Source organism: Streptomyces sp. NPDC017940, assembly GCF_044328435.1.
In the GTDB taxonomy this organism is placed as follows: Bacteria; Actinomycetota; Actinomycetes; order Streptomycetales; family Streptomycetaceae; genus Streptomyces.
In genome coordinates this window covers 464,581-489,518 of the sequence record NZ_JBIRHJ010000001.1, presented here as the reverse complement: position 1 = coordinate 489,518, position 24,938 = coordinate 464,581, and the positions used below count along the sequence as shown (strand labels likewise).

Here is a 24,938-nt window from a genome sequence, read left to right as displayed (position 1 = left end):
GCTCTACGGAGCCGTGAGCCCTTGAAGTCCTGAGGACGAAGGGGTCAGGCGACCGGAACGATGTTCACGACCTTGCGGCCGCGGTGGGTACCGAACTCCACCGCACCGGCGTCCAGCGCGAACAGGGTGTCGTCCTTGCCGCGGCCGACGCCCGTGCCCGGGTGGAAGTGGGTGCCGCGCTGGCGGACCAGGATCTCACCGGCGTTGACGGCCTGACCGCCGAAGCGCTTCACGCCGAGCCGCTGAGCATTGGAATCGCGCCCGTTCCGAGTGGACGATGCGCCCTTCTTGTGTGCCATCTTGTCTCAGTCCCTTACTTCGCAGCCGTGGGGATGCCGGTGACCTTGATCGCCGTGTACTGCTGGCGGTGACCCTGGCGACGGCGGTAGCCGGTCTTGTTCTTGTAGCGAAGGATGTCGATCTTCGCACCCTTGTGGTGGTCGACGACCTCGGCCGTGACCTTGATGCCGGCAAGGACCCACGGGTCGCTGGTCACGGCTTCGCCGTCCACAACGAGCAGGGTCGAGAGCTCGACCGTGTCGCCAACCTTGGCGGTGGAAATCTTGTCAACCTCAACGATGTCGCCGACAGCAACCTTGTGCTGGCGACCACCGCTGCGCACGATGGCGTACACGCGGATCTCTCTTTCGCTCGGAACGGGGCCCCCGCAGTCCAGCCGCCCCGCGCCGAGGGCACGAGCGGCCTCTCCCGGGATCCGGGAGGAATGAGGTTTACAGGGGTTGGGCGTGCATAGGAACACGCCGACGGTCAAGGTTACGGGGCTCGTCCGTACGGGTCAAACCGGGCCCGTCCCGCTCCCACCCTGCGGGCTTTTCTCACCCTGTCCCACCCAGTGTGCCTTTCTCACCCGGTGGGCTTCTCGCCGTCCGGCGGCAGTGGCTTCACGCCCCGGCACAGGTCCGTCCTGTCGGCGGTGCCCGGCCAGGCCGCCTTCCGCACCCGGTCGAAGTGGGCGCGGTAGGTGTCGTGCACCGAGTCGTCGTCGACCTTCACGATCACCTCGTCGTTCTCGCGCAGCGCGGGCGCCGTGTAGTTCTGCGAGCCGGTGAAGGAGACCTTGTTCCGCCTGCCGTCGTACACCCCGTCGATGAGGACGTACTTGCTGTGGATGATGTACGGAGTGGTGAGCTTGCGGCCGGGTGCGAGCGGGTCCCGGTCGTCGTTGTAGCAGCGCAGGGACGGGCCGCCGGGCCTGTGCAGCGCCTCCCAGGTGCCGGGGGTGCCCCCTTGGCTCCTGGCGCTGTCCGTCTCGGCGTACACCAGGTCGACGGCGCACCCGGCCTTCTTCAGGGACACCAGCTTGTCCGCGATCCGCTTGCGCGTGATCTTGAAGACGGAGGCCCGGACCCTGGTCCGCCGCTCGACGCCGTTCGCGTCCTTGTAGGCGCACGAGACGTTGTTCAGGACCTCGTACAGGGTGTCGGTCTCGTCGAGAGTGCCCTCGCGCGGGAAGAAGTACGTCTTGTAGAGCCCGCTGCTCGCCGTGCGGTAGTCCCAGCCCCGCCAGTCCCCGCGCAGCATGTCGTCGAAGTACGCGGCGAACGCGTCGTACAGCGCCGGGTTGCCGGGGAGCAGCAGGGCGTCGTTGAAGAACTTGGTGTGGGCGGAGGGCGTGGAGTTCGACGTGGTCTGCACGACGACGTCCCGGGCGCCCGCGACGTCGCCCGCGACCTCGCTCGCGACCTCGGAGAACAGCCAGAACTTGTTGTGCATGATCGACTTGCCGTGCCGAGGGTCGCCCAGGCAGGACTTGTCCGCGGGGCACAGCGAGACGAAGGACTTCTTCCTCCGGTCGGTGCCGAGTGACGTCGCCAGCCTGGAGTACGCGGGGTTGTTCGGCCGGTCGGTGCGGCTCGTGGAGTCCAGCAGGACCTGTACGTCGACGCCGCGCTCGCGGGCGTGCAGGAGCGCGTCGACGACCGGGGCCTCCCACAGGTGGTGGACGGCGGCCTTGACGGTGGAGCCGGGCACCGCGGCGTCGGTGAGTCGGACCAGGCGGGTGCGGATGGTGTGCTGGGCCTTGTCCGTGCCGAGCGGGTCGTTGAAGACGGGGCCTTCGGTCCAGGGCGGGGTCGCGCGGGTCGCGGGCGCGGGGGGTGCGTGCCTGGGGGGCGCGTGCCTGGGGGGTGCGTGCCTGGGGGGTGCGTGCCTGGGGGGTGCGTCTGCGCGGGTCGCGTCCGCGGGGGTCACGTCCGCGCGGGCGGTAGCGGGCAGGGTGGCCATCGCCGGGGTGGCTGCCGCCGGGGCCGGGCCGGTCGTGGCTTGCAGGGTCGCTGCCGCGGAGAGTGCCGTGGCGAGTACCGCGGCTCGGCCTCCCGCCTTACGGGGGGTCGTGGCGCGGTGGCGGCTCGTGCCGCCCGGGCGCGGCTGCGCCATGGTTGTTCCTCCTCTGACGCGGCGCGCGGTCTCCCCTCGGCGCGCCCTCGTCATGTCCTCCGTGGTCGACCGACCGCACGTGTCCTACCGGTAGGGCCCTGCGTTCCCAGTGACGGACGAAATCCTTGCGGGGGCGGGGAGTTGGCGGCACTTGGTGGCACATTGGCGGCGCGTGGCCGTGGTGGGGCCGGGTTTGTCCGTGTGGCGGCTGGGATTGTTTGCACCTCGCGGGGCGCCCCAGTCCCGCCCCTTTCCCTGAACCATGGGCTGCCGCCCCTGGACCCCGCCGGGGTGGGTGTTCCGTGCGGGTGGGTCCCGTCACCGTCTGTCGCGCTGCGCGCTCGTCCTCAAACGCCGGACGGGCTGGAATTGCCCATGCCTTGCGTCACGCCGCCGACAGGGCCGGGACTCCTGGCACCCGCACCCGGCCAACCGGAAAGAGATGCGTAGCAGCACGTACCTAGCCGCCCCGGACAGGGACCCCGTAGCGCACCGCGTACCTAGCCGCACCGGACAAGGACCCCGTGGGACCCCGACACACCGCGTACCCAACCGCCCGAGGGGTCCCAACGCACCGGTGCCCCCGCACGGCAGGTTCGCCGTGCGGGGGCACCGGTCGGGTGGCGGGTGGCCGGGGTCAGCCTGCGTCGGCCGGGGCCGTGGCCTCGGGCTGCTGCTGCTCCGCCGCGACAGCCTTCTTCGCGGTCTTCTTGGCCGGTGCCTTCTTGGCAGCCGCCTTCTTGGCCGGTGCCTTCTTCGCCGCCGTCTTCTTGGCGGTCGCCTTCTTGGCGGCCGTCTTCTTGGCAGCGGGCTCCTTGGTGACCGTCTCCGAAGCGGTCGCCTCCGAAGCAGTGGCCCCCGTAGCGGTGGGCTCCGCAGCGGTCGCCTCCGTGGCGGGCGGCTCCGAAGTGGCCGTCTCCTTGGAGGCGGCCTTCTTCGTCGCCGTCTTCTTGGCCGCGGTCTTCTTCGTCGCGGCCTTCTTGGCGGTCGCCTTCTTGGCCGTCTTGCGGGCGGCCTTCTTGGCCGCAGGAGCGGCTTCCTCAGCGGTGTCGGCGGCAGCGGCCGGCTGCTCCGCGGTGGACCCGGCAGGTGCCGGGGACTCCGTGGCAGCCGCCGGCTTGTCCGGCGACGGTACGACCATGACGGCCGCCTCCGCGGACGCGGTCGGCGCGGTCGCCCTGCGCACCGCACGACGGCGCGGACGGGCCGCGGGCGCCTCGGTGGCCGGCGCGGCCACCGCTTCCGGGGCCACCGGCTCGGCCTCCACGGGCTCCGGCCTCGCCGGCTCCGCGATGATCACCTCGGCGCTGTCGGCCGCCGCCTTCGGCGAACCCGCCGGAGCCGTCGCCTTACGGGTCGCACGCCGACGCGTACGCCCCTTGGGAGCCGCGTCGTCCTCGACGGCCGCGGGAGCCTCCGCCTCGGCCACAGCCGCGGTCGGGGTCGGGGTCGGCTCCGCGACGGGGGCGGCGGGAGCCGCAGGGGCCGCGGGGGCCTCCACCGCATCCACGGGCTCGGCGGGCTCCACCTGCTCCTCAAGGGGAGCCGGAGCCTCCACGGCGTCCGCCTCCGCCCTCGCCCTGGCCCTGGCCGCACGGGACTTGGCCTTCTTCTCCGCCCGTCCGGTCTTCTCGGCCCGCTCGGGGCGTTCGGCGGACGGCGTCGGCTCCGTAACCTCGGCCGCCTCCGTCTCCGACTCTGACTCCGACCTGGGCGCACCCGCCGGAGCGGACGCACGGCGCGTGGCACGGCGCCGCGAACGACCGCGGGAAGCGGCGGCCTCGGCCTCGGCCGGGCTGCTGTACAGCTCCTCGTCGGGCACGAACGCCGGCTCGGGCAGCGCGATCGGCTCCGCGATCTCCGCGGCGACCTCGGCCACCGTCTCGGCGGTCCCGGCCCCGGCTGTGTCGGCGGCCTCGTGCGCGTGCTCGTGGGTGTGCTCGTGCGGACCGGCCTGGTCGCCGCCGCGCCCGCGCTTCTTGCGCTTGCCGCCGCCACCGCCCGGCGCCGTGGCCTGGTCCATGTGGACGATGACGCCGCGGCCGTTGCAGTGCACGCAGGTCTCGGAGAAGGACTCCAAGAGGCCCTGGCCCACCCGCTTGCGGGTCATCTGGACCAGGCCGAGCGAGGTCACCTCGGCGACCTGGTGCTTCGTCCGGTCCCGGCCCAGGCACTCCAGCATCCGCCGCAGGACCAGGTCCCGGTTGGACTCGAGGACCATGTCGATGAAGTCGATGACGACGATGCCGCCCAGGTCGCGAAGGCGCAGCTGGCGCACGATCTCCTCGGCCGCCTCCAGGTTGTTCCTGGTGACGGTCTCTTCGAGGTTGCCGCCCTGACCGGTGAACTTGCCGGTGTTGACGTCGATGACCACCATCGCCTCGGTCTTGTCGATCACGAGGGAGCCGCCCGACGGCAGCCACACCTTGCGGTCGAGCGCCTTGGCGAGCTGCTCGTCGATCCGGTACGTCGCGAAGACGTCGACCTCGGACGTCCACCGCTGGAGGCGGTCCGCCAGGTCGGGCGCGACGTGCGCGACGTAGCCGTGGATGGTCTCCCACGCCTCGTCACCGCTGACGATGACCTTCGAGAAGTCCTCGTTGAAGATGTCGCGGACCACGCGGACGGTCATGTCCGGCTCGCCGTACAGCAGGCTCGGCGAGCTGGTCGTGGACATCTTCGACTTCTTGAGGATGTCCTCCCACTGCCCTTGCAGGCGCTCGACGTCGCGGCGCAGCTCGTCCTCGCTCGCGCCCTCGGCGGCGGTGCGCACGATGACGCCCGCGTCCTCGGGGACGATCTTCTTGAGGATGGTCTTCAGGCGCGCGCGCTCGGTGTCGGGCAGCTTGCGGCTGATGCCGGTCATCGAGCCCTCGGGCACATAGACCAGGTACCGGCCGGGCAGCGAGACCTGGCTGGTCAGGCGGGCGCCCTTGTGGCCGATCGGGTCCTTGGTGACCTGTACGAGCACGGACTGGCCCGACTTCAGGGCGGACTCGATGCGGCGCGGGCCGTTGGCCATGCCGAGCGCCTCGAAGTTGACCTCACCGGCGTACAGGACGGCGTTGCGGCCCTTGCCGATGTCGATGAAGGCGGCCTCCATCGACGGCAGGACGTTCTGCACCTTGCCCAGGTAGACGTTGCCGACGTACGACGTCGACTGCTCCTTGTTGACGTAGTGCTCCACGAGGATGTTGTCCTCGAGGACGCCGATCTGGGTGCGGTCGCCGTTCTGCCGGACGATCATTTCCCGGTTGACCGCCTCGCGGCGGGCCAGGAACTCGGCCTCGGTGATGATCGGGACACGGCGGCGGCCCTGCTCGCGGCCCTCGCGGCGGCGCTGCTTCTTCGCCTCCAGACGCGTGGAGCCCTTGATGGACTGCACCTCGTCCGACGGGGCGTCGTCGCCCTTCTTGCGCGGCTCGCGGACCTTGACGACCGTACGCTCCGGGTCGCCGTCGCCCGGCTCGCTCTCGGCGCTGTCACCGGCACGGCGGCGACGGCGACGGCGGCGACGGCTGCTGCTCGAGCCCCCGCCGGACTCCTCGGAGTCCTCGACGTCGTCGGGCCGGTCGGCGCTGTCGGCGTCGTCGGCCGCCTCGTCGGCTTCGTCGGTGTCCTCGGCGGACGGGGCGTCCTCGTCCGCGTCGGCGGACTCACCGCGACGGCGGCGCCGGCCACCGCGGCGGCGGCGCCGACCGTGCCGCTCGGAGCCTTCCTCGCTGTCCGCGCCGTCAACGCCGTCGGCGCCTTCGGCGTCATCTGCGCCGTCCGCGGTGTCGGCGGAGTCGCTGTCCGCCGTGTCCTCGGCCGCGGAGGCCTCGTCCACGGCGCCCCCGGTCTCCGTTGCGGGCTCCTGGACGGCGGTCGCGGCGGGCTCGTCGACGGGCGTCGCTGCGGCGGGCTGCTCGTCCGCGGCGCGACGGCGGCGACGGCGGCGCGGAGTGGTCTCCTCCTCGGCGGCGGGCGCGGCCTCGGCGGGCTGCTCGGCCGCTTCGGCGGCGGCCGCGGCGGCGGCGCGCTCCGGGGTCTGGAACATCGGCTCGGCGAAGACGGGCGCCTGGAAGACGGCGACAGCGGGCCGCGCGGGGCGCCGCTCGGAGCCGTCACCGGACTGCGCGTCAGGACCGGCGGGAGCCGTGAAACCGGCGGCGGCCTTACGGGTGGCCCTGCGGCGCGCACGGCCACGCGGCGCGTCGGCCTCGGCCTGCTCGGGGGCGTCGGCCGCGCGGGCGGCCCGCCGCGGGGCGGTTTCGGCCTGCTCCGCCTGCTCCGTCTGCTCCGGCACCTCGCTCCGCACGGCCTCGGCGGCCTGCGCCTCGGCGCGGGTGGCACGACGCCGGCCACGACGCGGCGCGGCGTCCGCCTCAGCGGCGGGGGCCTCGTCGGCCTTGGTCTCGGCGGCATCCGTGGCCTGCGGGGCCTCGGCGGCCTGCGCGGTGTCCGCGACCTGCGCATCGGCAACAGGCGCCGACGCACCACGCGTCGCACGCCGACGCGAACGACGCGGCCCGCCATCCTCGGCAGCGGCAGCGGGGACCTCGTCAGCCCCGGCCTCGACGACATCCGCAACCTGCGAAGCCTCGGCGCTCTGCGCGGTGTCCGCGACCTGTGCATCGGCAACAGGCGCCGACGCACCACGCGTCGCACGCCGACGCGAACGACGCGGCCCCCCATCCTCGGCAGCGACAGCGGACGTTTCCGCCTGCGCGGCGGGCGCCGTGACGCTCTCGGTGCCACCGGTGCTCTCGGCAGCGGCGGCCACCGGCTGCTCGGCCGCCGAGGCGGACTGCGGCGAACCGGCGGGGGCGGAAGCGCGGCGGGTCGCACGACGACGCGTACGCGCGGGCGCGGCCTCCTCCGCGGCCACCGGCTCGGCGGCGGCAGGCTCGGCGGCGGGCGTCTCGGCCGCAGCAAGCTCGGGGGCAGGCTCGGCCACGACCGGCTCGGCGTTCGGCACCGCGGCGGAACCCGCCTCGGCGGACTGCGGCGAACCAACGGGCGCCGACGCGCGGCGGGTCGCACGACGACGCGCACGCGCGGGCGCAGCCTCCTCCGCGGCCACCGGCTCGGCGGCGGCGGGCTCGGCGGCGGGCGTCTCGGCCGCGACCGGCTCGGCCGCAGCAGGCTCGGCGGTCGGCACCGCGGCGGAACCCGCCCCGGCGGACTGCGGCGAACCGACCGGCGCCGACGCCCGGCGAGTCGCACGACGACGCGCACGCGCGGGCGCAGCCTCCTCCGCGGCCACCGGCTCGGCAGCGGCAGACTCAGCGGCGGCAGACTCGACGGCGGGCGTCTCGGCCGCAGCAGGCTCAGCCGCAGCAGAATCGGCCGCGACCGGCTCGGCAGTCGGCACCGCGGCCGAACCAGCCCCGCCGGACTGCGGCGAACCGACCGGCGCCGACGCCCGGCGGGTCGCACGGCGACGCGTACGCGCGGGCGCGGCGGGCGCCGCCTCCTCGGCGGCGGCCACCGGCTCGGCGGCGGACTCAGCCGCAGGAGCAGCGGTCGCAGAGGCCTCGGAAGGCGTCTCGGAAGGCGCAGCGGACGCCGCGGCGGCCGCGGCCGTCTCGTCCAGTTCCTCGGCGTCCACGTCGGCCACCTCGGGGTCGACGGAAGCGGCGGCGGGGGCGGCCGGTATGGCCGGCGCGGCGTCCGTGGCGCTGCCCGCGGGCGGGCCCGCGGGGCGCGACGCCGCCCGGCGCCTGCGGCGCGGGGGCAGGGTGTCGCTGGGGGTGCTGTTGTTCGATCCCTCGGTGGGGTCGTTCGGCTCAAGCATGCGGGCGGTTCTCCCGTCACGCTCCCGGGCGCCGCGCCTGTACCGGAGGTATCCGCGGCTCGCGCTTGCTGCGCGGGGCCGCCGTCCGGGGGCGTGGGCGCCGCACGGGAGCTCTCTGTGTCTTGTCACCGGTTCCGTATGCCCCGTGGGCGTACGGCCTGGCGAAAGTCTTCTGTCGGTGCGCCGCCCGACCCAGGTGGCTCCCGAGTACGAGGGTGGCGCTGCGGTGTTTCCGGCGAGCGTCCCCGCGCGGGACCTTCCTTACGCCGGCGCCGTCGCGGTGGCAGAATCGGCGGCCCCTGATCGGGGGTGCCGATCGGCCGGGGCGGCCGTGACTGCCTCGCGGTCGGGCGCGAGCGGGTCGGTCACCGTGCCGGTCTCGTCATCGAAAAGCCCCTGCGCCAGCCTGGTCACCGCTGCGGGGACCGGCGGCGCCAGGTCGGCCACAGCTCGGAGACCGGACAGGACGTCGTCGGGTCGGACGGCAGGTGTCACGTGCCGTACAACCAGCCGCAGTATCGCACAGGGCTTGTCGCTCGGCCTATCGGCACGGGAGGCGAGCGCCTCCGCGCCGACGGTGTCCAGGCTCACCACGGCGGCGCGGGCGTCGAAGGTCCGCATGCCGTTCTTCGTACGGCGCTGGACCTCGACGGTGTCGGCGGCGCGGAAGGCGGCCGCGGCGCGCTCGGCGGCCGCGGGCTCCACGCCGTCCAGCCGCAGCTCCCACACGGAGGCGGTGAGCCGGTCGGCGAGGCCGGAGGTGCGGGCCTCGACGGCGTCCGTGATGTCGAGTCCGTCGGGCAGCGACTCGTCGAGCAGCTCCCACAGCGTGCGCGGGTCGCGGTGCTCGGTGAGCGCGATCTCCAGATACTCGGCCTCACTGCCCGTGCCGGTGGGTGCGGCATTGGCGTACGACACCTTGGGGTGCGGGGTGAACCCCGCCGAGTACGCCATGGGCACCTCGGCGCGGCGCAACGCCCGCTCGAAGGCGCGCTGGAAGTCACGGTGGCTGGTGAACCGGAGGCGGCCGCGCTTGGTGTAGCGCAGACGGATGCGCTGCACCGCGGGTGCGGGCGGCGGGCCTTCGGGCTGTCGCTTGCCCAGGGGAACTTCTCCTCGTGTACGCGGTCCGGGACGCCGTCCCCGCAGTCGCGGGGAGCACGCCCGGGCTGGCGCTTGCCCAGTGGTCGGTCCGGACCGCCCCCACGCTCGCGGGGACATTTCGCGCCGGACCCTGTGTCCTAGAGTACGCGCTTCACGTCCCCGGGTCCCCGCCGGGCCGACGGCACCTCACCCACCGGTACCCGCTCCTTCGGTGCGCCGAACAGGGCCCGCCGGACATCGGCGCGGGCCTGGCGCACGCTCTGCCGGGCGGCGGCGACGGCCTGGCGGGTGCTGCGGCCGACGGCCCGTGCGGCGTCGGCGGCGGGCCGCCACACCAGGTCGCGTACGGCGTGTCCGACCGGGGTGAGCGCGGTGCGGTACACCCAGCGGGCGGGGTCGACGAAGATCCACCCGAGGAGCTGTCCCAGGAACCGCCGGACGGCCCGCGCCACGTACCCGGCGACCCGCCAGGCGTGTCCGAGCGCGTCCCCGACCTCCCGCGCCACGACGGCGACACCCCGCCCGAGGGGCGCGAGCACCCACCGCCACAGGGCCACTGCGGGCACCACGAAGATCCACCGCAGCAGTGTCCCCACCACGAGCACGACGCCCCGCAGCAGCCACACGACCCCGGCGGCCACCCCGCGGGCGACCCACGCGAGCGCCCGCCCCACCGGAACGAGCACCCAGGTGCAGAGCGCCACGGCAGGCACCACGAGCAGCATCCGCAGCACCCAGAGGACGCCACGCCCGAGCCCCGCGGCCCCGGCGCCGAGCATCCGCGCCATCCAGGCCAGACCGTGTCCGACGGGGGTGAGGACATACGCGTACAGCCACACCGCGGGCACCACGAGCAGCATCCGCAGCAGCCATCCGACGCCGACGGCGACCGGCACGGCCACGAACCGCCACAACCCCACCCAGGGCCAGACGAAGAGGCACTTGCCGACGAACACCGCGGCGAAGCCGAGCGCCCGGCCCACCGGAGCGAGGACGTACCGCCACAGCGCCCCCAGCGGCACCACCACGAGCGTGTGCCCCAGCCAGGCGAGCGCCCGGCCGACGGGCCGCAGGACGGTGTCCCGCAGCACGCGTCCCACGACGACGAGGGCGTCCCACAGCAGCCGCACCGGCACCACGAGGACCAGCGCGAGGAGCCGCACCGGCAGTCGGATCGCCACCACGAGACAGCCCTCCGCCCGCGCGGCGGGCCGGTCGGGCAGCGGCGCGGGAGGGGGTGCGGGGGCCGACTCCGCCGGTGGCGCCGCGGGCCGTGTCCTCGGATCCGTCGCGGGCCGTTTTTCCAGGTCCATGTCGTCCTAGACGCACGCGGAGCCGCCACGGCTCCACAGATCCGCGCCCACCTCGGCGGTTGCCGAGGTGGGCGTCGTGTGCGGGAGGTGCGGGAGGGTCAGCCGGTCACCGGCGTCCTGTCGACCACGGTGAGCGGCAGCATCTTCTTGCCGGTGGGGCCGACCTGGATCTCCGTCTGCATGGCGGGGCACACACCGCAGTCGAAGCAGGGCGTCCAGCGGCAGTCGTCGACCTCGGTCTCGTCGAGCGAGTCCTGCCAGTCCTCCCAGAGCCAGTCCTTGTCGAGGCCGGAGTCCAGGTGGTCCCAGGGCAGGACCTCTTCGTAGGTGCGCTCGCGGGTGGTGTACCAGTCGACGTCGACGCCCATCTCCGGCAGCGTCTTGTCGGCGCAGCTCATCCAGCGGTCGTAGCTGAAGTGCTCGCGCCAGCCGTCGAAGCGGCCGCCGTCCTCGTAGACGGCGCGGATGACGGCGCCGAGGCGGCGGTCGCCGCGGGAGAGCAGGCCCTCGACGATGCCGGGCTTGCCGTCGTGGTAGCGGAAGCCGATGGAACGGCCGTACTTCTTGTCGCCGCGGATCTTGTCGCGGAGCTTCTCCAGGCGGGCGTCGGTCTCCGCGGAGGAGAGCTGCGGGGCCCACTGGAAGGGGGTGTGGGGCTTCGGCACGAAGCCGCCGATCGACACCGTGCAGCGGATGTCGTTCGAGCCGGAGACCTCGCGGCCCTTCTGGATGACGTTCATCGCCATGTCGGCGATCTGGAGGACGTCCTCGTCGGTCTCGGTGGGCAGGCCGCACATGAAGTACAGCTTCACCTGGCGCCAGCCGTTGCCGTAGGCGGTGGCGACGGTCCTGATCAGGTCCTCTTCGGAGACCATCTTGTTGATGACCTTGCGCATGCGCTCACTGCCGCCCTCGGGGGCGAAGGTGAGGCCCGAGCGGCGGCCGTTGCGGGTCAGCTCGTTGGCGAGGTCGACGTTGAAGGCGTCCACGCGGGTGGAGGGCAGGGACAGGCCGATCTTGTCCTCTTCGTACCGGTCCGCGAGGCCCTTGGCGATGTCGCCGATCTCGGTGTGGTCGGCGGAGGACAGGGAGAGCAGGCCGACCTCCTCGAAGCCGGTCGCCTTCAGGCCCTTGTCGACCATCTCGCCGATGCCCGTGATGGAGCGCTCGCGCACCGGGCGGGTGATCATGCCCGCCTGGCAGAAGCGGCAGCCGCGCGTGCAGCCGCGGAAGATCTCCACGGACATGCGCTCGTGGACGGTCTCGGCGAGCGGGACCAGGGGCTGCTTGGGGTAGGGCCACTCGTCGAGGTCCATGACGGTGTGCTTGGACACCCGCCACGGGACACCGGACCTGTTCGGTACGACACGGCCGATGCGGCCGTCGGGGAGGTACTCGACGTCGTAGAACCCGGGGATGTACACCGAGCCCGTCCTCGCGAGGCGCAGGAGCACCTCATCGCGCCCGCCGGGGCGGCCCTCGGCCTTCCACGTGCGGATGATCTCCGTCATGTCGAGCACGGCCTGCTCGCCGTCGCCGATGACCGCGGCGTCGATGAAGTCGGCGATGGGCTCGGGGTTGAAGGCCGCGTGGCCGCCCGCGAGCACGATCGGGTCGTCGACCGTGCGGTCCTTGGACTCCAGCGGGATGCCCGCGAGGTCCAGGGCGGTGAGCATGTTGGTGTAGCCGAGCTCCGTGGAGAAGGACAGGCCGAACACGTCGAAGGCCTTCACCGGGCGGTGGCTGTCCACCGTGAACTGCGGGACCCGGTGCTCCCGCATCAGCTCCTCGAGGTCGGGCCACACGCTGTACGTGCGCTCGGCGAGGACGCCCTCGCGCTCGTTGAGCACCTCGTACAGGATCATGACGCCCTGGTTGGGCAGGCCGACCTCGTACGCGTCCGGGTACATCAGGGCCCAGCGGACGTCGCACTCGTCCCACGGCTTGACGGTGGAGTTGAGTTCACCGCCTACGTACTGGATCGGCTTCTGCACATGCGGGAGCAGGGCTTCGAGCTGCGGGAAAACCGACTCGACAGACATCGCTGGACCTTCGTGAGCTGACAGGGGTGACCCTCAAGCCTAACGTGGCCGCGGGCCACCTCTCGTCACGCGATCGGACCAACGCGGATCAGCCGCCGAGCGCCGAGCGCACCTTCGGCCGCGCCGCCCGCTCCCACACCTCGGGCAGCTCCCGCTCCCCCGCCGCCGCGTCCGCCTCCTCCCTGCCGTACAGCAGGCCCCAGACGAACGCGGACTCCCCCGCGGCGTGCGCCTGCACGGCGAGGTCCCGCAGGGTCCCGCGGGCCACCACGCTGTCCTGGTGCTCGCCGAGCACCGTCTGCACGGCCTTCATGCGCTTGGCGAAGCGGGCCGCGGGCCCGCCGAGGGCGGGCTTCGCCGCCTCGCCCGCGTACCGGGCGCGCTTGGCGGCCTTGCGGGCCTCGTGCAGGGCCGTGTCCCGCTCCTGGCCGGGGGCGAGGGAGAGGGCGTCGCCGACGCGTCCCGCGAGCCGGCCGTAGTCCTTGAGCAGGACCCCCGGCAGGACGTCGGCGGCGGGGGCCGCGGCGGCCTCGCGCAGCGGCGGGTCGGCGAGGAGGGCGTCGAGGCGGTCGACGAGCCGCAGATAGCGCTCGCTGTCGAGGACGGCGAGCGTCAGCTGCCTGGCGTCGGCGCGGCCCGCGACCCCCCAGACCTGCAACCGGGCCCGCACCGGGCCGAGGAGCAGGGTGCGGGGCACCTCGTCGACGGCGGCCGTGAGGCGTTCGAGGAGGACCTCGCGGTCGCGGTCCACGCCCAGTTCGGCGGCCAGCCACTTCAGTTCGTCGCCCAGGGGGTCGGTGACCGTGCGGTCGAGGACCTTGCGGTACGACTTGAAGGCGCTGCGCAGGCGGCGCGTCGCCACCCGCATCTTGTGGACGGAGTCGGGCAGGTCCTGGCGCGCGGCGACGTCCCAGGACAGCAGGGCGTCGCGCTGCTTGCGGCAGTAGGCGAGGACGTGGCCGCCCGCCGTACCGTCGGTGGTCCGTGGCTTCTCGCGCGCCGCGGCGCCGCCCGCCCGGCCGGGTCCGCCCGTCGCCGTCTCGGCCAGGGCCCGCGCCAGCTTCGACGCGGCCGCCGAGGGTTTGACGCCCGCCTTGCGCAGCTTCTTGTCCACCTTGTCGAGCAGCGCGGGGTCGCCGCCGTCGGCCAGTTCGACCTCGATCTCCGTCCAGGCGACGGTGCCGGAGCCGGTGCCGAGCCGCTCGGCGAGTACGCCGTCGACGCTGATCTCGGCGAGCACGGCGCCGTCCCCGCCGAGGAGGTGGTGGACGTCGCGGGCGGAGCGCAGGCGGACGACGGGGGCCAGGTCGGCGCCGCGCACATGGGCGCGGACGAGGTCGCGCAGGGCCTCCGGCACCTCGTCGGAGCCGCCGGAGTCACCGGAGTTGCCGGAGAGCGGCGCGTGCACCTCGTCGCGGGTGCCGTGGGCGACGGGAAGTTTCAGGTGCCAGCCCGCCTCGGCACCGCCGGTGCGGCGGCGCAGCGTGATGGAGGCAGCGGCGAGGCGCTCGTCGGGAGTGTCGTAGTAGACGGCGTCGAGGTCGGTGACGCCCTGGCCCACGACGTCGGCGATGCCGCCGACGCCGGTGAGGTCGGGCAGCGTGCCGTCGGCCGCCGCGTCGTACTTCCGCTCGATCTCGCGCTTGGTCCTGGTACCGGTTCGGGGCTTCCTGTCCGCTTCGCTCTTGGTGTCCGCCATGACATGAACCTAGACGGGATCCGGGGACCTAAACAGGTGCGGTACGGACGGCCGTGTCCGGGACGCCCCCGGTGGGCGTCCCGGACGCGGTCCTCAGGCGGACAGCGGCCGCTCCACCTTGATCGACTGGAGTAGGCCGACCGCCACCCAGACGGCGAACATGGAGGACCCGCCGTACGACACGAACGGCAGCGGCAGGCCCGCGACCGGCATGATGCCGAGCGTCATCCCGATGTTCTCGAAGGCCTGGAAGGCGAACCAGGCGATGATCCCGGCGGCGACGATCGTGCCGTACAGCTCGGTCGTCTCTCGGGCGATGCGGCAGGCCCGCCAGAGCACGACGCCGAGGAGGAGCAGGATCGCGCCCGCGCCGACGAAGCCGAGCTCCTCGCCCGCGACCGTGAACACGAAGTCCGTCTGCTGCTCGGGGACGAACTGGCCGGTGGTCTGGGAGCCCTTGGTCAGGCCCGTGCCGGTCAGGCCGCCCGAGCCGATCGCGATGCGGGCCTGGTTGGTGTTGTAGCCGACGCCCGCCGGGTCCAGGGCGGGGTTGGCGAAGGCCGCGAAGCGGGCGATCTGGTAGTCGTCGAGGACGCCGAGCTTCCATATGGCGACACCGCCGAGGACGCCGGCGCCGAGCAGGCCGAAGACCCACCGGTTGGAGGCGCCGGAGGCGAGCAGCACACCGAGCACGATCATCACCATGACCATGACCGAGCCGAGGTCGGGCATGAGCAGGACGATCATTATCGGCACGGTCGCGAGGCCGAGCGCCTGCACCACGGTGCGGTGGTCGGGGTGCTCCCTGTCGCCCGCGTCGACGCGGGCCGCGAGCAGCATCGCCATGCCGAGGATGATGGTGATCTTGACGAACTCGGAGGGCTGGAGCGAGAAGCCCGCGATCACCAGCCAGGCGTGGGCGCCGTTGATGGTGGCGCCGAGCGGGGTGAGGACGAGCAGCACCAGGAAGACGGAGAGGCCGTAGAGGATCGGCACGGCCGTGCGCAGGGTGCGGTGGCCGAGCCAGATCGTGCCGGCCATCAGGGCGAGTCCGATGCCGATGTTCATGACGTGCTTGAGCACGAAGGCGTACGGGTCGTCGCCGACGAGTTCCGTGCGGTTGCGGGTCGCCGAGTAGACGAGCGCGGAGCCGATCACGGACAGCGCGAGGGCGCAGAGCAGTATCACCCAGTCGAGCCGGCGCAGTATCGAGTCGCGGGCGAATAGACGGGACATCGTGGAGCGTTCGGGACCGTAGCCCGAGACGGAGAAACCTCCGGTGCCGGCCATGGCTAGTCACGCCTCGCATTCGCCGGGGGCCCGGCAAGTCCGGTCTGCTCGGTCGGTTCCTCGGGCTCGGCGGGTTTGAACGGCTTGATCTTCGGGGCGTCGATGGAGCCGTCGGGCTGGATCTTGGGCAGGGTCTTCTGCGGCTCGGGCAGCAGGGCCTTCTTCAGGTCCTGCTTGCCGCTGTCGTCCAGGCCGTAGATCGCGTCGTAGATCTTGCGCACGGCGGGTCCCGACGCGCCGGAGCCCGTACCGCCCTGGGAGATCGTCATCACGATCGAGTAGTCCTTGGTGTACGTCGCGAACCACGACGTCGTCTGCTTGCCGTAGACCTCGGCGGTGCCGGTCTTGGCGTGCATCGGGATCCTGTCCTGCGGCCAGCCGCCGAACCGCCAGGCCGCGGTGCCCTTGGTGGCGACGTCCGCGAGGGCACCGTCTATGTCCTTGCGCAGCGCCGCGTCCATGGGCAGCTTGCCGTGCGCCTTGGGGGCGATCTCCTCGACGCGCTTGCCGTCGGCGCTGATGATCGCCTTGCCGACGGTGGGGTCGTACATGGTGCCGCCGTTGGCGATGGCGGAGTAGATGGTGGCCATCTGTATCGGCGTGACGAGGGTGTCGCCCTGGCCGATGGAGTAGTTGACGGAGTCACCGGCGCGCATCTTCATGCCTTCGAGGCAGTTCTCGTAGGCGATGCGCTCGGCGTACTCGCCGCGCTTCTTGCCCTGCTTGCACCAGGCGTCCTTGTTGGCCTTCCAGTAGTTCTTCTTCCACTGGCGGTCGGGGACGCGGCCCGTGACCTCGTTGGGGAGGTCGATGCCGGTCTCCTTGCCGAGGCCGAACTGGTGCGCGGTCCTGTAGAACCAGTCGGCGGCGTCCTTCTTCGGCTTGTTGCCGCCGTCCTTGGCCCACTGGTCGTGCGCGAGCTTGTAGAAGACGGTGTCGCAGGAGACCTCGAGGGCCTGGCCGAGCGTGATGGAGCCGTGGCCCTGGGACTCGAAGTTCTTGAAGACCTGTCCGCCGATCGAGTACGAGCTGGGGCAGGGGTAGCGGCCGTTGAACTCGTAGCCCGCGTTGACGGCGGCGGCGGTCGGGATGACCTTGAAGATCGAGCCGGGGGCCGCCTGGCCCTGGATGGCCCGGTTCAGGAGCGGGTAGTTGGACTTCTTGCCGGTGAGCTTGGCGTAGTCCTTGCCGGAGATGCCGCCGACCCAGGCGTTCGGGTCGTAGCTGGGGTTGGAGGCCATGGCGACGACGCGGCCCGTCTTGTTCTCCATGACGACGACGGCGCCCGCGTCGGCCTTGTAGTTCTCGCCGGTGTTGTCGTCGAACTCGTCGCGGGCCTTCTTCATCGCCTCGTTCAGCCAGTACTCGGACACGGCCTGTACGCGCGCGTCGATGCTGGTGACGACGTTGGAGCCGGGCCTGGCCCGATCGGAGTCGGCCTTCCCCATGACCCGGCCGAGGTTGTCGACCTCGTAGCGGGTGACGCCGGCCTTGCCGCGCAGCTGCTTGTCGTAGGTGCGCTCCAGGCCCGAGCGGCCGACCTGGTCGGAGCGCAGGTACGGCGAGTCGGAGTCCTTGGCCTTGTTGATCTCCTCGTCGGTGACGGGTGAGAGGTAGCCGAGCACCTGGGCGGTGTTGGACTTGCCAGGGGCGCCGTAGCGGCGTACGGCGGTGGGTTCCGCGGTGATGCCGGGGAAGTCCTCCGAGCGCTCCCGGATCTGGAGGGCCTGCTTGGGCGTGGCCTCGTCGGTGATCGGGATGGGCTGGTAGGGCGAGCCGTTCCAGCAGGGCTGGGGCGTCTTGGAGTCGCAGAGGCGGACCTTGTCGGCGACGTCCTTGGGGCTCATGGCGAGGACGCCTGCGAGCTTGTCCAGGACGCTCTTGCCGTCGTCCTTCATCTTCATCAGGTCCGTGCGGGACGCGGAGACGACGAGCCGGGTCTGGTTGTCGGCGATGGGCACGCCGCGGGCGTCGAGGATCGAGCCGCGCACGGCGGGCTGGACGACCTGCTGCACGTGGTTCCCCGAGGCTTCCTCGGCGTACTCGCTGCCGTTGCGGACCTGGAGGTACCACAGCCTGCCGCCGAGGGTGAGGAGCAGCGAGACGACGAGGATCTGGATGATGACGAGGCGGACCTGGACGCGGGGGGTGCGGCCCGTCTCGGGGATGTTGGTCACTGCTGCGGGCCCTCCCCGTGGTGCGTCGGCTGGTACGGCTGGTACGTGGGCTTCGTCGCGCTCACAGGCGCTTGACCCCCTTGATGCGTCCGGCGCGGGCCACCCGGGCCCTGGCCGCCTTCATCCTGAGGCCCGCGCCGCGCTGGTTGCCGATGCTCAGGCCGGTGCCCGAGGAGAGCCAGCCGGAGGAGACGTCGGCGGCCTTGGCGCCCGTGGTGGAGTCCCCCAGCGGGTCGTTCTCGGCGCGCCGGGCGAGGGCGATGATCAGCGGGATGGTGAAGGGCGCGAGCAGCAGGTCGTAGAGGGCGGCCGTGAAGAGCAGTCCGCCGAGGCCCACGTGGCGGGCCGCGTCGTCGCCGACGAGGGCGCCCACACCGGCGTACAGGAGGGTCGAGCCGACGGCGGAGCCGACCACGACGAAGAGCGGGCCGCCGGCCGAGCGCAGCCGCCCGGTCTCGGGTTTGGCGAGGCCCGCCAGATAGCCGATGACGCACAGGACCAGGGCGTAGCGCCCGGCGGCGTGGTCGGCGGGCGGCGCGAGGTCGGTGAGCAGGCCCGCGCCGAAGCCGATCAGGGCGCCGCCCACATGCCCGTACACCAGGGCGAGGCCGAGGACGGTGAGCAGCACCAGGTCGGGTACGGCGCCGGGCAGCTGGAGCCGGGCGAGGACGCTGACCTGGACGACGAGGGCGACGACGACGAGGGTGCTGGAGAGCAGGATCCGGTTGAAGCGCATGGGGGTGTCAGTGCTCCTACTGCTCGTTGCCGTTGTCGTAGCCGTTGCCGTCGGCTGTGCCATCGCCGGTACCGTCGGCCGTGCCATCGCCCGTGCCATCGCCCGTGCCGTCGCCCGTGCCGTCGGCCGGGGCGTCCCCGGACGGCGTGGCGGTGACCGTCACCGTGGGGGCCGGCTTGGGTTTCCCGGGCTTGCGCGGCAGGACCGTGTCGCGGGGGTCCTTGCGCGGGGCCTCGACGACGACACCGACGACGTCGAGCTTGCTGAAGCCGACGTAGGGCCGGACGAAGACGTTGCGGGTCAGGTCGCCGCCGGAGGGGTCGACGCGGACGACCTCGCCGACCGGGACGCCCGGCACGAACGGCTTGTCGGCCTGCGAGCCGAAGGTCACCAGGCGGTCGCCCTTCTTGACCTTGGCCTTGCCGTTGAGCATCTGCACGCGCAGCGGGCGGTCGCCCTGGCCGGAGGCGAAGCCGAGCTCGTCGGTCTTCTCCATGCGGGTGCCGACGGTGAAGTCGGGGTCGTTGGCGAGCAGCACCGTGGCGGTGGACGGGCCGACGGTGGTGACGCGGCCGACGAGGCCGTCGCCGTTGAGCACCGTCATGTCGCGCTTCAGACCGTCGTCCGCGCCGGCGTCGATGGTGACCGTCCAGGAGAAGCCCTGGGCCGCTCCTATGCCGATGACTTCGGCGCCCTTGATGCCGTACTGGCCCGCGCCCGCCGTCTTCAGCATCGAGTCGAGCTGTCTGACGCGGCTGCGGTTGCGGTCGTCGCTGCCGAGCCTGGCCTTCAACGCGGCGTTCTGGCGCTCCAGTTGGGCGATGCGGTCGTGGCGGTCACCGGAGTCGCGGACCGCGCCGATCGCGTTGCCGATGGGGTCGACGGCGGACGACATGCCGTTCTCGACCGGGCCGAGGACCGTGGCGGCGGCCTGGCGGGCACCGTCGACCGGCGAATCCTCACCGCCGCGGATGTCCACCGTGATCAGTGCGAACGCGATGGCGATCAGCAGCACCAGGAGCAGCCGGCTCTCTCGTGTGTCCCTCACGTGCGGCGGCCGTGCCTTCCTCAAGTCGGAATCTACGGATATCCACGGAATCCCCCGACAGGAACATCCATATCCCTGACAGGGAAACCCATGAAACCGCGGGCAGGCGAGTGCTCCGCGGAATGGTCATCTCTCTGTATTGCTTCGTTGCCTCTATATCAACGATCCGCCGCACGAAGTGGCAGGCACTCGTACGGCGGACCCACTCTCAGGGTGTTCGCGCCACCTTCACCGGCGCGGCTGGGCGTCGAGGACCTGCTGGAGGGCCTCGAACTCCTCGACGCACTTGCCGGAGCCGAGCGCCACGCTGTCCAGCGGGTCCTCGGCGATGTGGATGGGCATGCCGGTCTCGCGGCGCAGCCGCTCGTCCAGGCCGCGCAGCAGCGCGCCGCCGCCGGTCAGGACGATGCCGCGGTCCATGACGTCGCCCGAGAGCTCGGGCGGGCACTTGTCGAGGGTCGTCTTGACCGCGTCGACGATGGCGTTGACCGGCTCCTCGATGGCCTTGCGGACCTCGGCGGCGGAGATCACGACGGTCTTCGGCAGGCCGGAGACGAGGTCGCGGCCGCGGATCTCGGTGTGCTCGTCGGCGTCCATGTCGTACGCGGAGCCGATGGTGATCTTGATCTGTTCGGCCGTGCGCTCACCGAGGAGGAGGGAGTACTCCTTCTTGATGTGCTGGATGATCGCGTTGTCCAGCTCGTCGCCCGCCACCCGGATGGACTGTGCCGTGACGATTCCGCCGAGGGAGATGACGGCGACCTCGGTGGTGCCGCCGCCGATGTCGACCACCATGTTGCCGGTGGCCTCGTGGACCGGCAGACCGGAGCCGATGGCGGCGGCCATGGGCTCCTCGATGATGTGCACCTGGCGGGCACCGGCCTGCGAGGAGGCCTCGATGACGGCGCGGCGCTCGACCCCCGTGATGCCGGAGGGCACACAGACCACGACGCGCGGGCGGGCCAGATAACGGCGCTTGTGGATCTTCAGGATGAAGTAGCGCAGCATCCGTTCGGTGATCTCGAAGTCGGCGATCACGCCGTCCTTCAGGGGGCGCACCGCGACGATGTTGCCGGGCGTGCGCCCGATCATCTTCTTCGCTTCGGCGCCGACCGCGAGGATGCCGCCGGTGTTGGTGTTGATCGCGACGACGGACGGTTCGTTGAGTACGATCCCCCGACCCCTGACGTACACCAGCGTGTTGGCGGTCCCGAGGTCGACAGCCATGTCACGGCCGATGAACGACATGTTGTTCCCCATGAGGATGCGTCTGGCCTTCCCTAGTGGAGCGTGTGATGGCTTGTTAGGTAGGCGAGGTGGGTGCTGAGTGGCGTGGAGGCTTCCATCGTAGTCTCGACCGCACGAAGACGGCGCGAGGGTCTGCGCCATTGTCAGCAGATGATGAGCCGCCCCGCTTCTGGAGACGTGCCATCAGGGTCACGGGTTCCCCCGATCGGGCCGCATGTGGCGAGGGACGGCCGGTCTGGACCGGCCGTCCCTGGAGGAACTGACGTCGTGGCCGTCAGTCGCGGGCGTCCGTCAGACCAGGCCCGGGAAGAAGATCTTCAGCTCGCGCTCGGCGGACTCGGTGGAGTCGGAGGCGTGGATCAGGTTCTCCCTGACGATGACGCCGAAGTCGCCGCGGACGGAGCCGGGCGCGGCGGCGATCGGGTCGGTCGGGCCCGCGAGCCGGCGCACGCCCTCGATGACGCGCTCACCGTCGACGACCAGGGCGACGACGGGGCCGGAGAGCATGAACTCGACGAGCGGCTCGTAGAAGGGGCGGCCGACGTGCTCGGCGTAGTGCTGCTCCAGGGTCGCGCGGTCCAGGTGGCGCAGTTCGAGCGCGCTGATCCTCCAGTCGGCCTTGCGCTCTATACGCCCGACGATCTCGCCGACCAAACCTCGACGTACGGCGTCGGGCTTGAGAAGGACGAGAGTGCGCTGGCTCATGTGCGGCTCCAAGCAGTGGCTTTACGGTCACGTGGGATTGCGGAGCACGATACCCACCCGGGGTCGGCCGCCGTCGCGCAGGGCGTGACAGCGGCCGCACCCGCGGTCACCGTCCGGCCGGGTCAGGCGGTCTCCCCTTCGGCGGCCTGGGCGGCGAACCTGGCCCTCGCCTCGTCGATCTTCCGCCCGAAGTGCACCGAGGCCCACCACAGGGCGGCGAACATCGCCCCCATGAAGAACATCATCGGCACGATGAAACCGCTGGAGATCAGCGCGACCTGGAGCGCCCAGCCGAGCTGGACGCCGCCCGGACGGGTGGCCATACCGCACAGCAGGACCGAGAGGGCCATGGCGATGCCGCAGACCGTCCAGACCGTGCTCGTCTCCAGGTCCGGGTCCTTCATGGCGACGAGGCCCGCGAACCCGATGACGAAGAACTCACCGATCAGCGTCGACGAACAGAGCGTGCGCACAGCTGTCAGCCCTTCCCCAGGAGCAGTCGGGCCTCGCCGACGGTCATGACGGAGCCGGTGACGAGGACACCGCCGCCGGCGAACTCCCCCTCCTCCTCGGCCAGGGTGATCGCGGCCTCCAGGGCGTCGTCGAGACGCGGCTCGACCTGCACCCGGTCCTCGCCGAAGACCTCCACCGCGAGCGCCGCGAGCGCGTCGGCGCTCTGCGCGCGATGGCTGGAGTTCTGCGTGACGACGACCTCGGTGAAGATCGGCTCGAAGGCCTCCAGCATGCCGCGGGCGTTCTTGTCGTCGCTGACGCCGACCACGCCGATGAGTCGGCTGAAGTCGAAGACCTCACCGATCGCCGCGGCGGCGGCGCGGGCGCCCGCGGGGTTGTGCGCGGCGTCGAGGACGACGGTGGGCGAGCGCCGGACCACTTCGAGGCGGCCGGGCGAGGCGACGGAGGCGAAGGCCTTGCGGACGGTGTCGATGTCCAGCGGCCGGGTGTGCTGGGCGCCGACGCCGAAGAAGGCCTCGACGGCGGCGAGGGCCACTGCGGCGTTGTGCGCCTGGTGCTCGCCGTGCAGCGGCAGGAACACCTCGGTGTACTCGTTGGCCGCCCCGCCGAGGCCCCGCAGGGTGAGGAGCTGTCCGCCGACGGCGACCTGACGGGCCGTGACCCCGAACTCCAGGCCCTCGCGCGCGACCGTCGCGTCCACCTCGACGGCCTTCTTCAGGAGCACCTGGGCGGCGTCGACCGGCTGCTGGGCCAGGATGACGGTGGCGTCCTGCTTGATGATGCCGGACTTCTCGGCGGCGATCTCCGCGGCCGTGTTGCCGAGGCGGTCGGTGTGGTCCAGGTCGATGGGGGTGACGACGGCGACGGAGCCGTCGATGACGTTCGTGGCGTCCCAGGTGCCGCCCATGCCGACCTCGACGACGGCGACGTCCACGGGGGCGTCCGCGAAGGCCGCGTACGCCATGCCGGTGAGGACCTCGAAGAAGGAGAGCCGGACGTCGTCCTTGGCGTCGATCATCTCCACGTACGGCTTGATGTCCTCGTACGCCTCGACGAAGCGCTCGGGGGCCATGGGGGCGCCGTCCAGGCTGATGCGCTCGGTGATCGACTGGACGTGGGGGGAGGTGTACCGGCCGGTGCGCAGGTCGAAGGCGCCGAGGAGGGCTTCGACCATGCGGGCCGTGGACGTCTTGCCGTTCGTCCCCGTGATGTGGATCGACGGATACGCCCGCTGGGGCTCGCCGAGCACGTCCATCAGGGCCGCGATGCGGCGCAACGACGGCTCCAGCTTCGTCTCGCCCCAGCGGTCGGCGAGCTCCGTCTCGACCTGGCGCAGCGCCCTGTCCACCTCCGGGTCGGCGGGGCGGGCGGGCACGTCGGCCTCGGGCGGGCCCGCCTGGGTGCGCAGGGTGCGGCTGCCCGCCTCGATCACGGCGAGGTCGGGATCGCGGCCGGTCTCGGCCGCCACGAGCTCGTCGAACTCGTCGATCTCGTCGCTGGCGTCGGCGGGGCCGCGCTCGTCGTCGCGGGGGCTGTCGTTCGGGGGGAGGTCGCTCACACGCCCAGTCTACGGAGGCGGTGTGACAGTGCCTGGGGGGACCGGGCCGGGAGGGGGACGGGGGCGTGGGCGGGAGGGGGAGGCGGGCAGATCGGTAGCGGGCCGGGAGCGCGCCGGGGGTGGCTCCGAAGCGGGACGGGGCGGCTCCGGAGCGGGACGGGGCGGCTCCGGAGCGGGGCCGGGCCTCGGGTGCGGGCCGCGCGGCCTCCGGCCGGGTCCGCCCGGCACGGCTGCCCGCCACCTCCCCGCCCCCTGTCAGGACTTTCGGCCCGTCCGATTCGGGACCTTGGTCCCTCCGGACCCGGAGGGCGCCGGGCAAACTTGGCGATCATGGACATAGGCATCGACCTCGGCACCGCCAACACCCTCCTCTACGTACGCGGGCAGGGCATCGTGCTCAACGAGCCGTCCGTGGTCGCCGTCAAGGAGGGCGCGCGCAGTGCCCTGGCCGTCGGCACGGAGGCCAAGGAGACCATTGGGCGCACCCCCGGTTCGATCACCGCGATCCGCCCCCTGAAGGACGGCGTGATCAGCGACTTCGAGGCCGCCGAGGAGATGATCCGGCACTTCGTGCGCAAGGCCCTGCCGGGGCGCAGGCCGCGTGCGCGGATGGTGATCTGCGTGCCGAGCGGTGTCACTCAGGTCGAGCGGCGGGCCATCGTGCACGCCGCGCAGGGGGCGGGGGCGCGCGCCGTCCACCTCGTGGAGGAGCCGATGGCCGCGGCGATCGGCGCGGGCCTGCCGGTGGCCGACCCGCGCGGTTCGATGGTCGTGGACATCGGCGGCGGCACGTCCGAGGTCGCCGTCATCTCGCTGGGCGGCATCGTGACGTCGCAGTCCCTGCGGGTCGGCGGGGACCGCTTCGACACCGCGATCACCGACTACGTACGCCGGGAGCACGCGCTCCTCATCGGTGAGCGCACCGCCGAGGACGTCAAGGTCGCCATCGGCTCCGCGTGGCCCGTGCCGGGTGAGGACGCCTTCGAGATGCGGTCGTTCACCGTGCGGGGGCGCGAGAAGGTCGCCGGGCTGCCGAGGACGGTGGATCTGACCGTGCGGGAGGTGCGGGCCGCTCTCGACGAGCCCGTCGAGGCCATCATCGCCGCGGTACGGGTCACCCTGGAGGAGTGCCCGCCGGAGCTGTCCGGCGACGTCATGGAACACGGCATCGTCCTGACCGGCGGCGGCGCCCTGCTCCCCGGTCTGGACCTCCGCCTCGCCTCCGCCACCGGCATCCCCGTCTTCGTCGCCGACGACCCGCTGGACAGCGTGGCGCTGGGGTGCGGCACGTGCGTGGAGGACTTCGACGGCCTGGTCCGCGGGATGTCCGCATAGTCCTCCGGGCGGGGAGAAAAGCCCGTCCGGCGA

The 24,938-nt window shown here is 72.2% G+C and carries 17 protein-coding genes; 1 reads left to right on the top strand and 16 read right to left on the bottom strand.

What is annotated here, in order from left to right; translation table 11 throughout:
• Nucleotides 1–44 precede the first annotated feature (44 nt).
• The 16 genes from rpmA to ACH4DX_RS01925 form a co-directional block, all read right to left on the bottom strand.
• On the bottom strand, nucleotides 45–299 hold the full coding sequence (rpmA, locus tag ACH4DX_RS02000; protein ID WP_398116938.1) for a 50S ribosomal protein L27: 255 nt from the start codon (nucleotides 297–299) through the stop codon (nucleotides 45–47).
• 14 nt (nucleotides 300–313) lie between these two features.
• Nucleotides 314–634: a 50S ribosomal protein L21 gene (rplU, locus tag ACH4DX_RS01995; protein WP_016643790.1), complete on the bottom strand. Its 321-nt coding sequence runs from the start codon at nucleotides 632–634 to the stop codon at nucleotides 314–316.
• Nucleotides 635–864: 230 nt separating this feature from the next.
• Complete coding sequence (locus ACH4DX_RS01990) at nucleotides 865–2,397, bottom strand: phospholipase D-like domain-containing protein (protein WP_398153652.1); 1,533 nt, start codon at nucleotides 2,395–2,397, stop codon at nucleotides 865–867.
• A 637-nt stretch (nucleotides 2,398–3,034) separates the two neighbouring features.
• The gene (locus ACH4DX_RS01985) at nucleotides 3,035–8,176 is read right to left on the bottom strand and encodes an Rne/Rng family ribonuclease (protein ID WP_398153651.1); all 5,142 of its coding nucleotides are present in this window, start codon (nucleotides 8,174–8,176) and stop codon (nucleotides 3,035–3,037) included.
• 261 nt (nucleotides 8,177–8,437) lie between these two features.
• The gene (locus tag ACH4DX_RS01980) at nucleotides 8,438–9,238 is read right to left on the bottom strand and encodes a TIGR03936 family radical SAM-associated protein (RefSeq protein WP_398116931.1); all 801 of its coding nucleotides are present in this window, start codon (nucleotides 9,236–9,238) and stop codon (nucleotides 8,438–8,440) included.
• Between the two features lie 179 nt (nucleotides 9,239–9,417).
• A complete protein-coding gene (locus ACH4DX_RS01975; RefSeq protein ID WP_398153650.1) occupies nucleotides 9,418–10,593 on the bottom strand; it encodes a hypothetical protein in 1,176 nt (391 codons plus the stop codon).
• A 98-nt stretch (nucleotides 10,594–10,691) separates the two neighbouring features.
• Nucleotides 10,692–12,635 carry a TIGR03960 family B12-binding radical SAM protein gene (locus ACH4DX_RS01970; protein ID WP_398153649.1) on the bottom strand — a complete coding sequence of 648 codons (1,944 nt, stop codon included), beginning with the start codon at nucleotides 12,633–12,635 and terminating at the stop codon, nucleotides 10,692–10,694.
• Between the two features lie 88 nt (nucleotides 12,636–12,723).
• Nucleotides 12,724–14,334 carry a CHAD domain-containing protein gene (locus ACH4DX_RS01965; RefSeq protein WP_398153648.1) on the bottom strand — a complete coding sequence of 537 codons (1,611 nt, stop codon included), beginning with the start codon at nucleotides 14,332–14,334 and terminating at the stop codon, nucleotides 12,724–12,726.
• Between the two features lie 93 nt (nucleotides 14,335–14,427).
• Nucleotides 14,428–15,624: a rod shape-determining protein RodA gene (gene rodA / locus ACH4DX_RS01960; RefSeq protein ID WP_398153647.1), complete on the bottom strand. Its 1,197-nt coding sequence runs from the start codon at nucleotides 15,622–15,624 to the stop codon at nucleotides 14,428–14,430.
• A gap of 2 nt (nucleotides 15,625–15,626) precedes the next feature.
• Entirely contained in the window at nucleotides 15,627–17,801 is a 2,175-nt protein-coding gene (gene mrdA / locus ACH4DX_RS01955; protein ID WP_398153646.1) for a penicillin-binding protein 2, read from the bottom strand.
• 61 nt (nucleotides 17,802–17,862) lie between these two features.
• On the bottom strand, nucleotides 17,863–18,537 hold the full coding sequence (gene mreD, locus ACH4DX_RS01950) for a rod shape-determining protein MreD (protein ID WP_398116921.1): 675 nt from the start codon (nucleotides 18,535–18,537) through the stop codon (nucleotides 17,863–17,865).
• Nucleotides 18,538–18,553: 16 nt separating this feature from the next.
• Nucleotides 18,554–19,585: a rod shape-determining protein MreC gene (mreC, locus tag ACH4DX_RS01945; RefSeq protein ID WP_398153645.1), complete on the bottom strand. Its 1,032-nt coding sequence runs from the start codon at nucleotides 19,583–19,585 to the stop codon at nucleotides 18,554–18,556.
• Nucleotides 19,586–19,813: 228 nt separating this feature from the next.
• On the bottom strand, nucleotides 19,814–20,833 hold the full coding sequence (locus ACH4DX_RS01940) for a rod shape-determining protein (protein ID WP_030362602.1): 1,020 nt from the start codon (nucleotides 20,831–20,833) through the stop codon (nucleotides 19,814–19,816).
• Between the two features lie 291 nt (nucleotides 20,834–21,124).
• The gene (gene ndk, locus ACH4DX_RS01935; protein ID WP_398116917.1) at nucleotides 21,125–21,538 is read right to left on the bottom strand and encodes a nucleoside-diphosphate kinase; all 414 of its coding nucleotides are present in this window, start codon (nucleotides 21,536–21,538) and stop codon (nucleotides 21,125–21,127) included.
• Between the two features lie 122 nt (nucleotides 21,539–21,660).
• Nucleotides 21,661–22,011: a DUF4233 domain-containing protein gene (locus tag ACH4DX_RS01930; RefSeq protein ID WP_398153644.1), complete on the bottom strand. Its 351-nt coding sequence runs from the start codon at nucleotides 22,009–22,011 to the stop codon at nucleotides 21,661–21,663.
• 5 nt (nucleotides 22,012–22,016) lie between these two features.
• Complete coding sequence (locus tag ACH4DX_RS01925) at nucleotides 22,017–23,570, bottom strand: bifunctional folylpolyglutamate synthase/dihydrofolate synthase (protein WP_398116913.1); 1,554 nt, start codon at nucleotides 23,568–23,570, stop codon at nucleotides 22,017–22,019.
• A gap of 330 nt (nucleotides 23,571–23,900) precedes the next feature.
• On the opposite strand from ACH4DX_RS01925, the gene ACH4DX_RS01920 reads away from it, so the two are divergent.
• Nucleotides 23,901–24,905, top strand: coding sequence for a rod shape-determining protein (locus ACH4DX_RS01920; protein ID WP_398116911.1), 1,005 nt, complete (start codon nucleotides 23,901–23,903; stop codon nucleotides 24,903–24,905).
• The last annotated feature ends 33 nt before the right edge of the window (nucleotides 24,906–24,938 follow it).

Bases quoted from the DNA above. Each gene is read 5' to 3' on its own strand.
- rpmA (WP_398116938.1), bottom strand. From the start codon at position 299: ATGGCACACAAGAAGGGCGCATCGTCCACTCGGAACGGGCGCGATTCC.
- ACH4DX_RS01990 (WP_398153652.1), bottom strand. From the start codon at position 2,397: ATGGCGCAGCCGCGCCCGGGCGGCACGAGCCGCCACCGCGCCACGACC.
- ACH4DX_RS01985 (WP_398153651.1), bottom strand. From the start codon at position 8,176: ATGCTTGAGCCGAACGACCCCACCGAGGGATCGAACAACAGCACCCCC.
- ACH4DX_RS01975 (WP_398153650.1), bottom strand. From the start codon at position 10,593: ATGGACCTGGAAAAACGGCCCGCGACGGATCCGAGGACACGGCCCGCG.
- ACH4DX_RS01970 (WP_398153649.1), bottom strand. From the start codon at position 12,635: ATGTCTGTCGAGTCGGTTTTCCCGCAGCTCGAAGCCCTGCTCCCGCAT.
- ACH4DX_RS01965 (WP_398153648.1), bottom strand. From the start codon at position 14,334: ATGGCGGACACCAAGAGCGAAGCGGACAGGAAGCCCCGAACCGGTACC.
- rodA (WP_398153647.1), bottom strand. From the start codon at position 15,624: ATGGCCGGCACCGGAGGTTTCTCCGTCTCGGGCTACGGTCCCGAACGC.
- mreD (WP_398116921.1), bottom strand. From the start codon at position 18,537: ATGCGCTTCAACCGGATCCTGCTCTCCAGCACCCTCGTCGTCGTCGCC.
- ACH4DX_RS01940 (WP_030362602.1), bottom strand. From the start codon at position 20,833: ATGTCGTTCATCGGCCGTGACATGGCTGTCGACCTCGGGACCGCCAAC.
- ndk (WP_398116917.1), bottom strand. From the start codon at position 21,538: ATGAGCCAGCGCACTCTCGTCCTTCTCAAGCCCGACGCCGTACGTCGA.
- ACH4DX_RS01920 (WP_398116911.1), top strand. From the start codon at position 23,901: ATGGACATAGGCATCGACCTCGGCACCGCCAACACCCTCCTCTACGTA.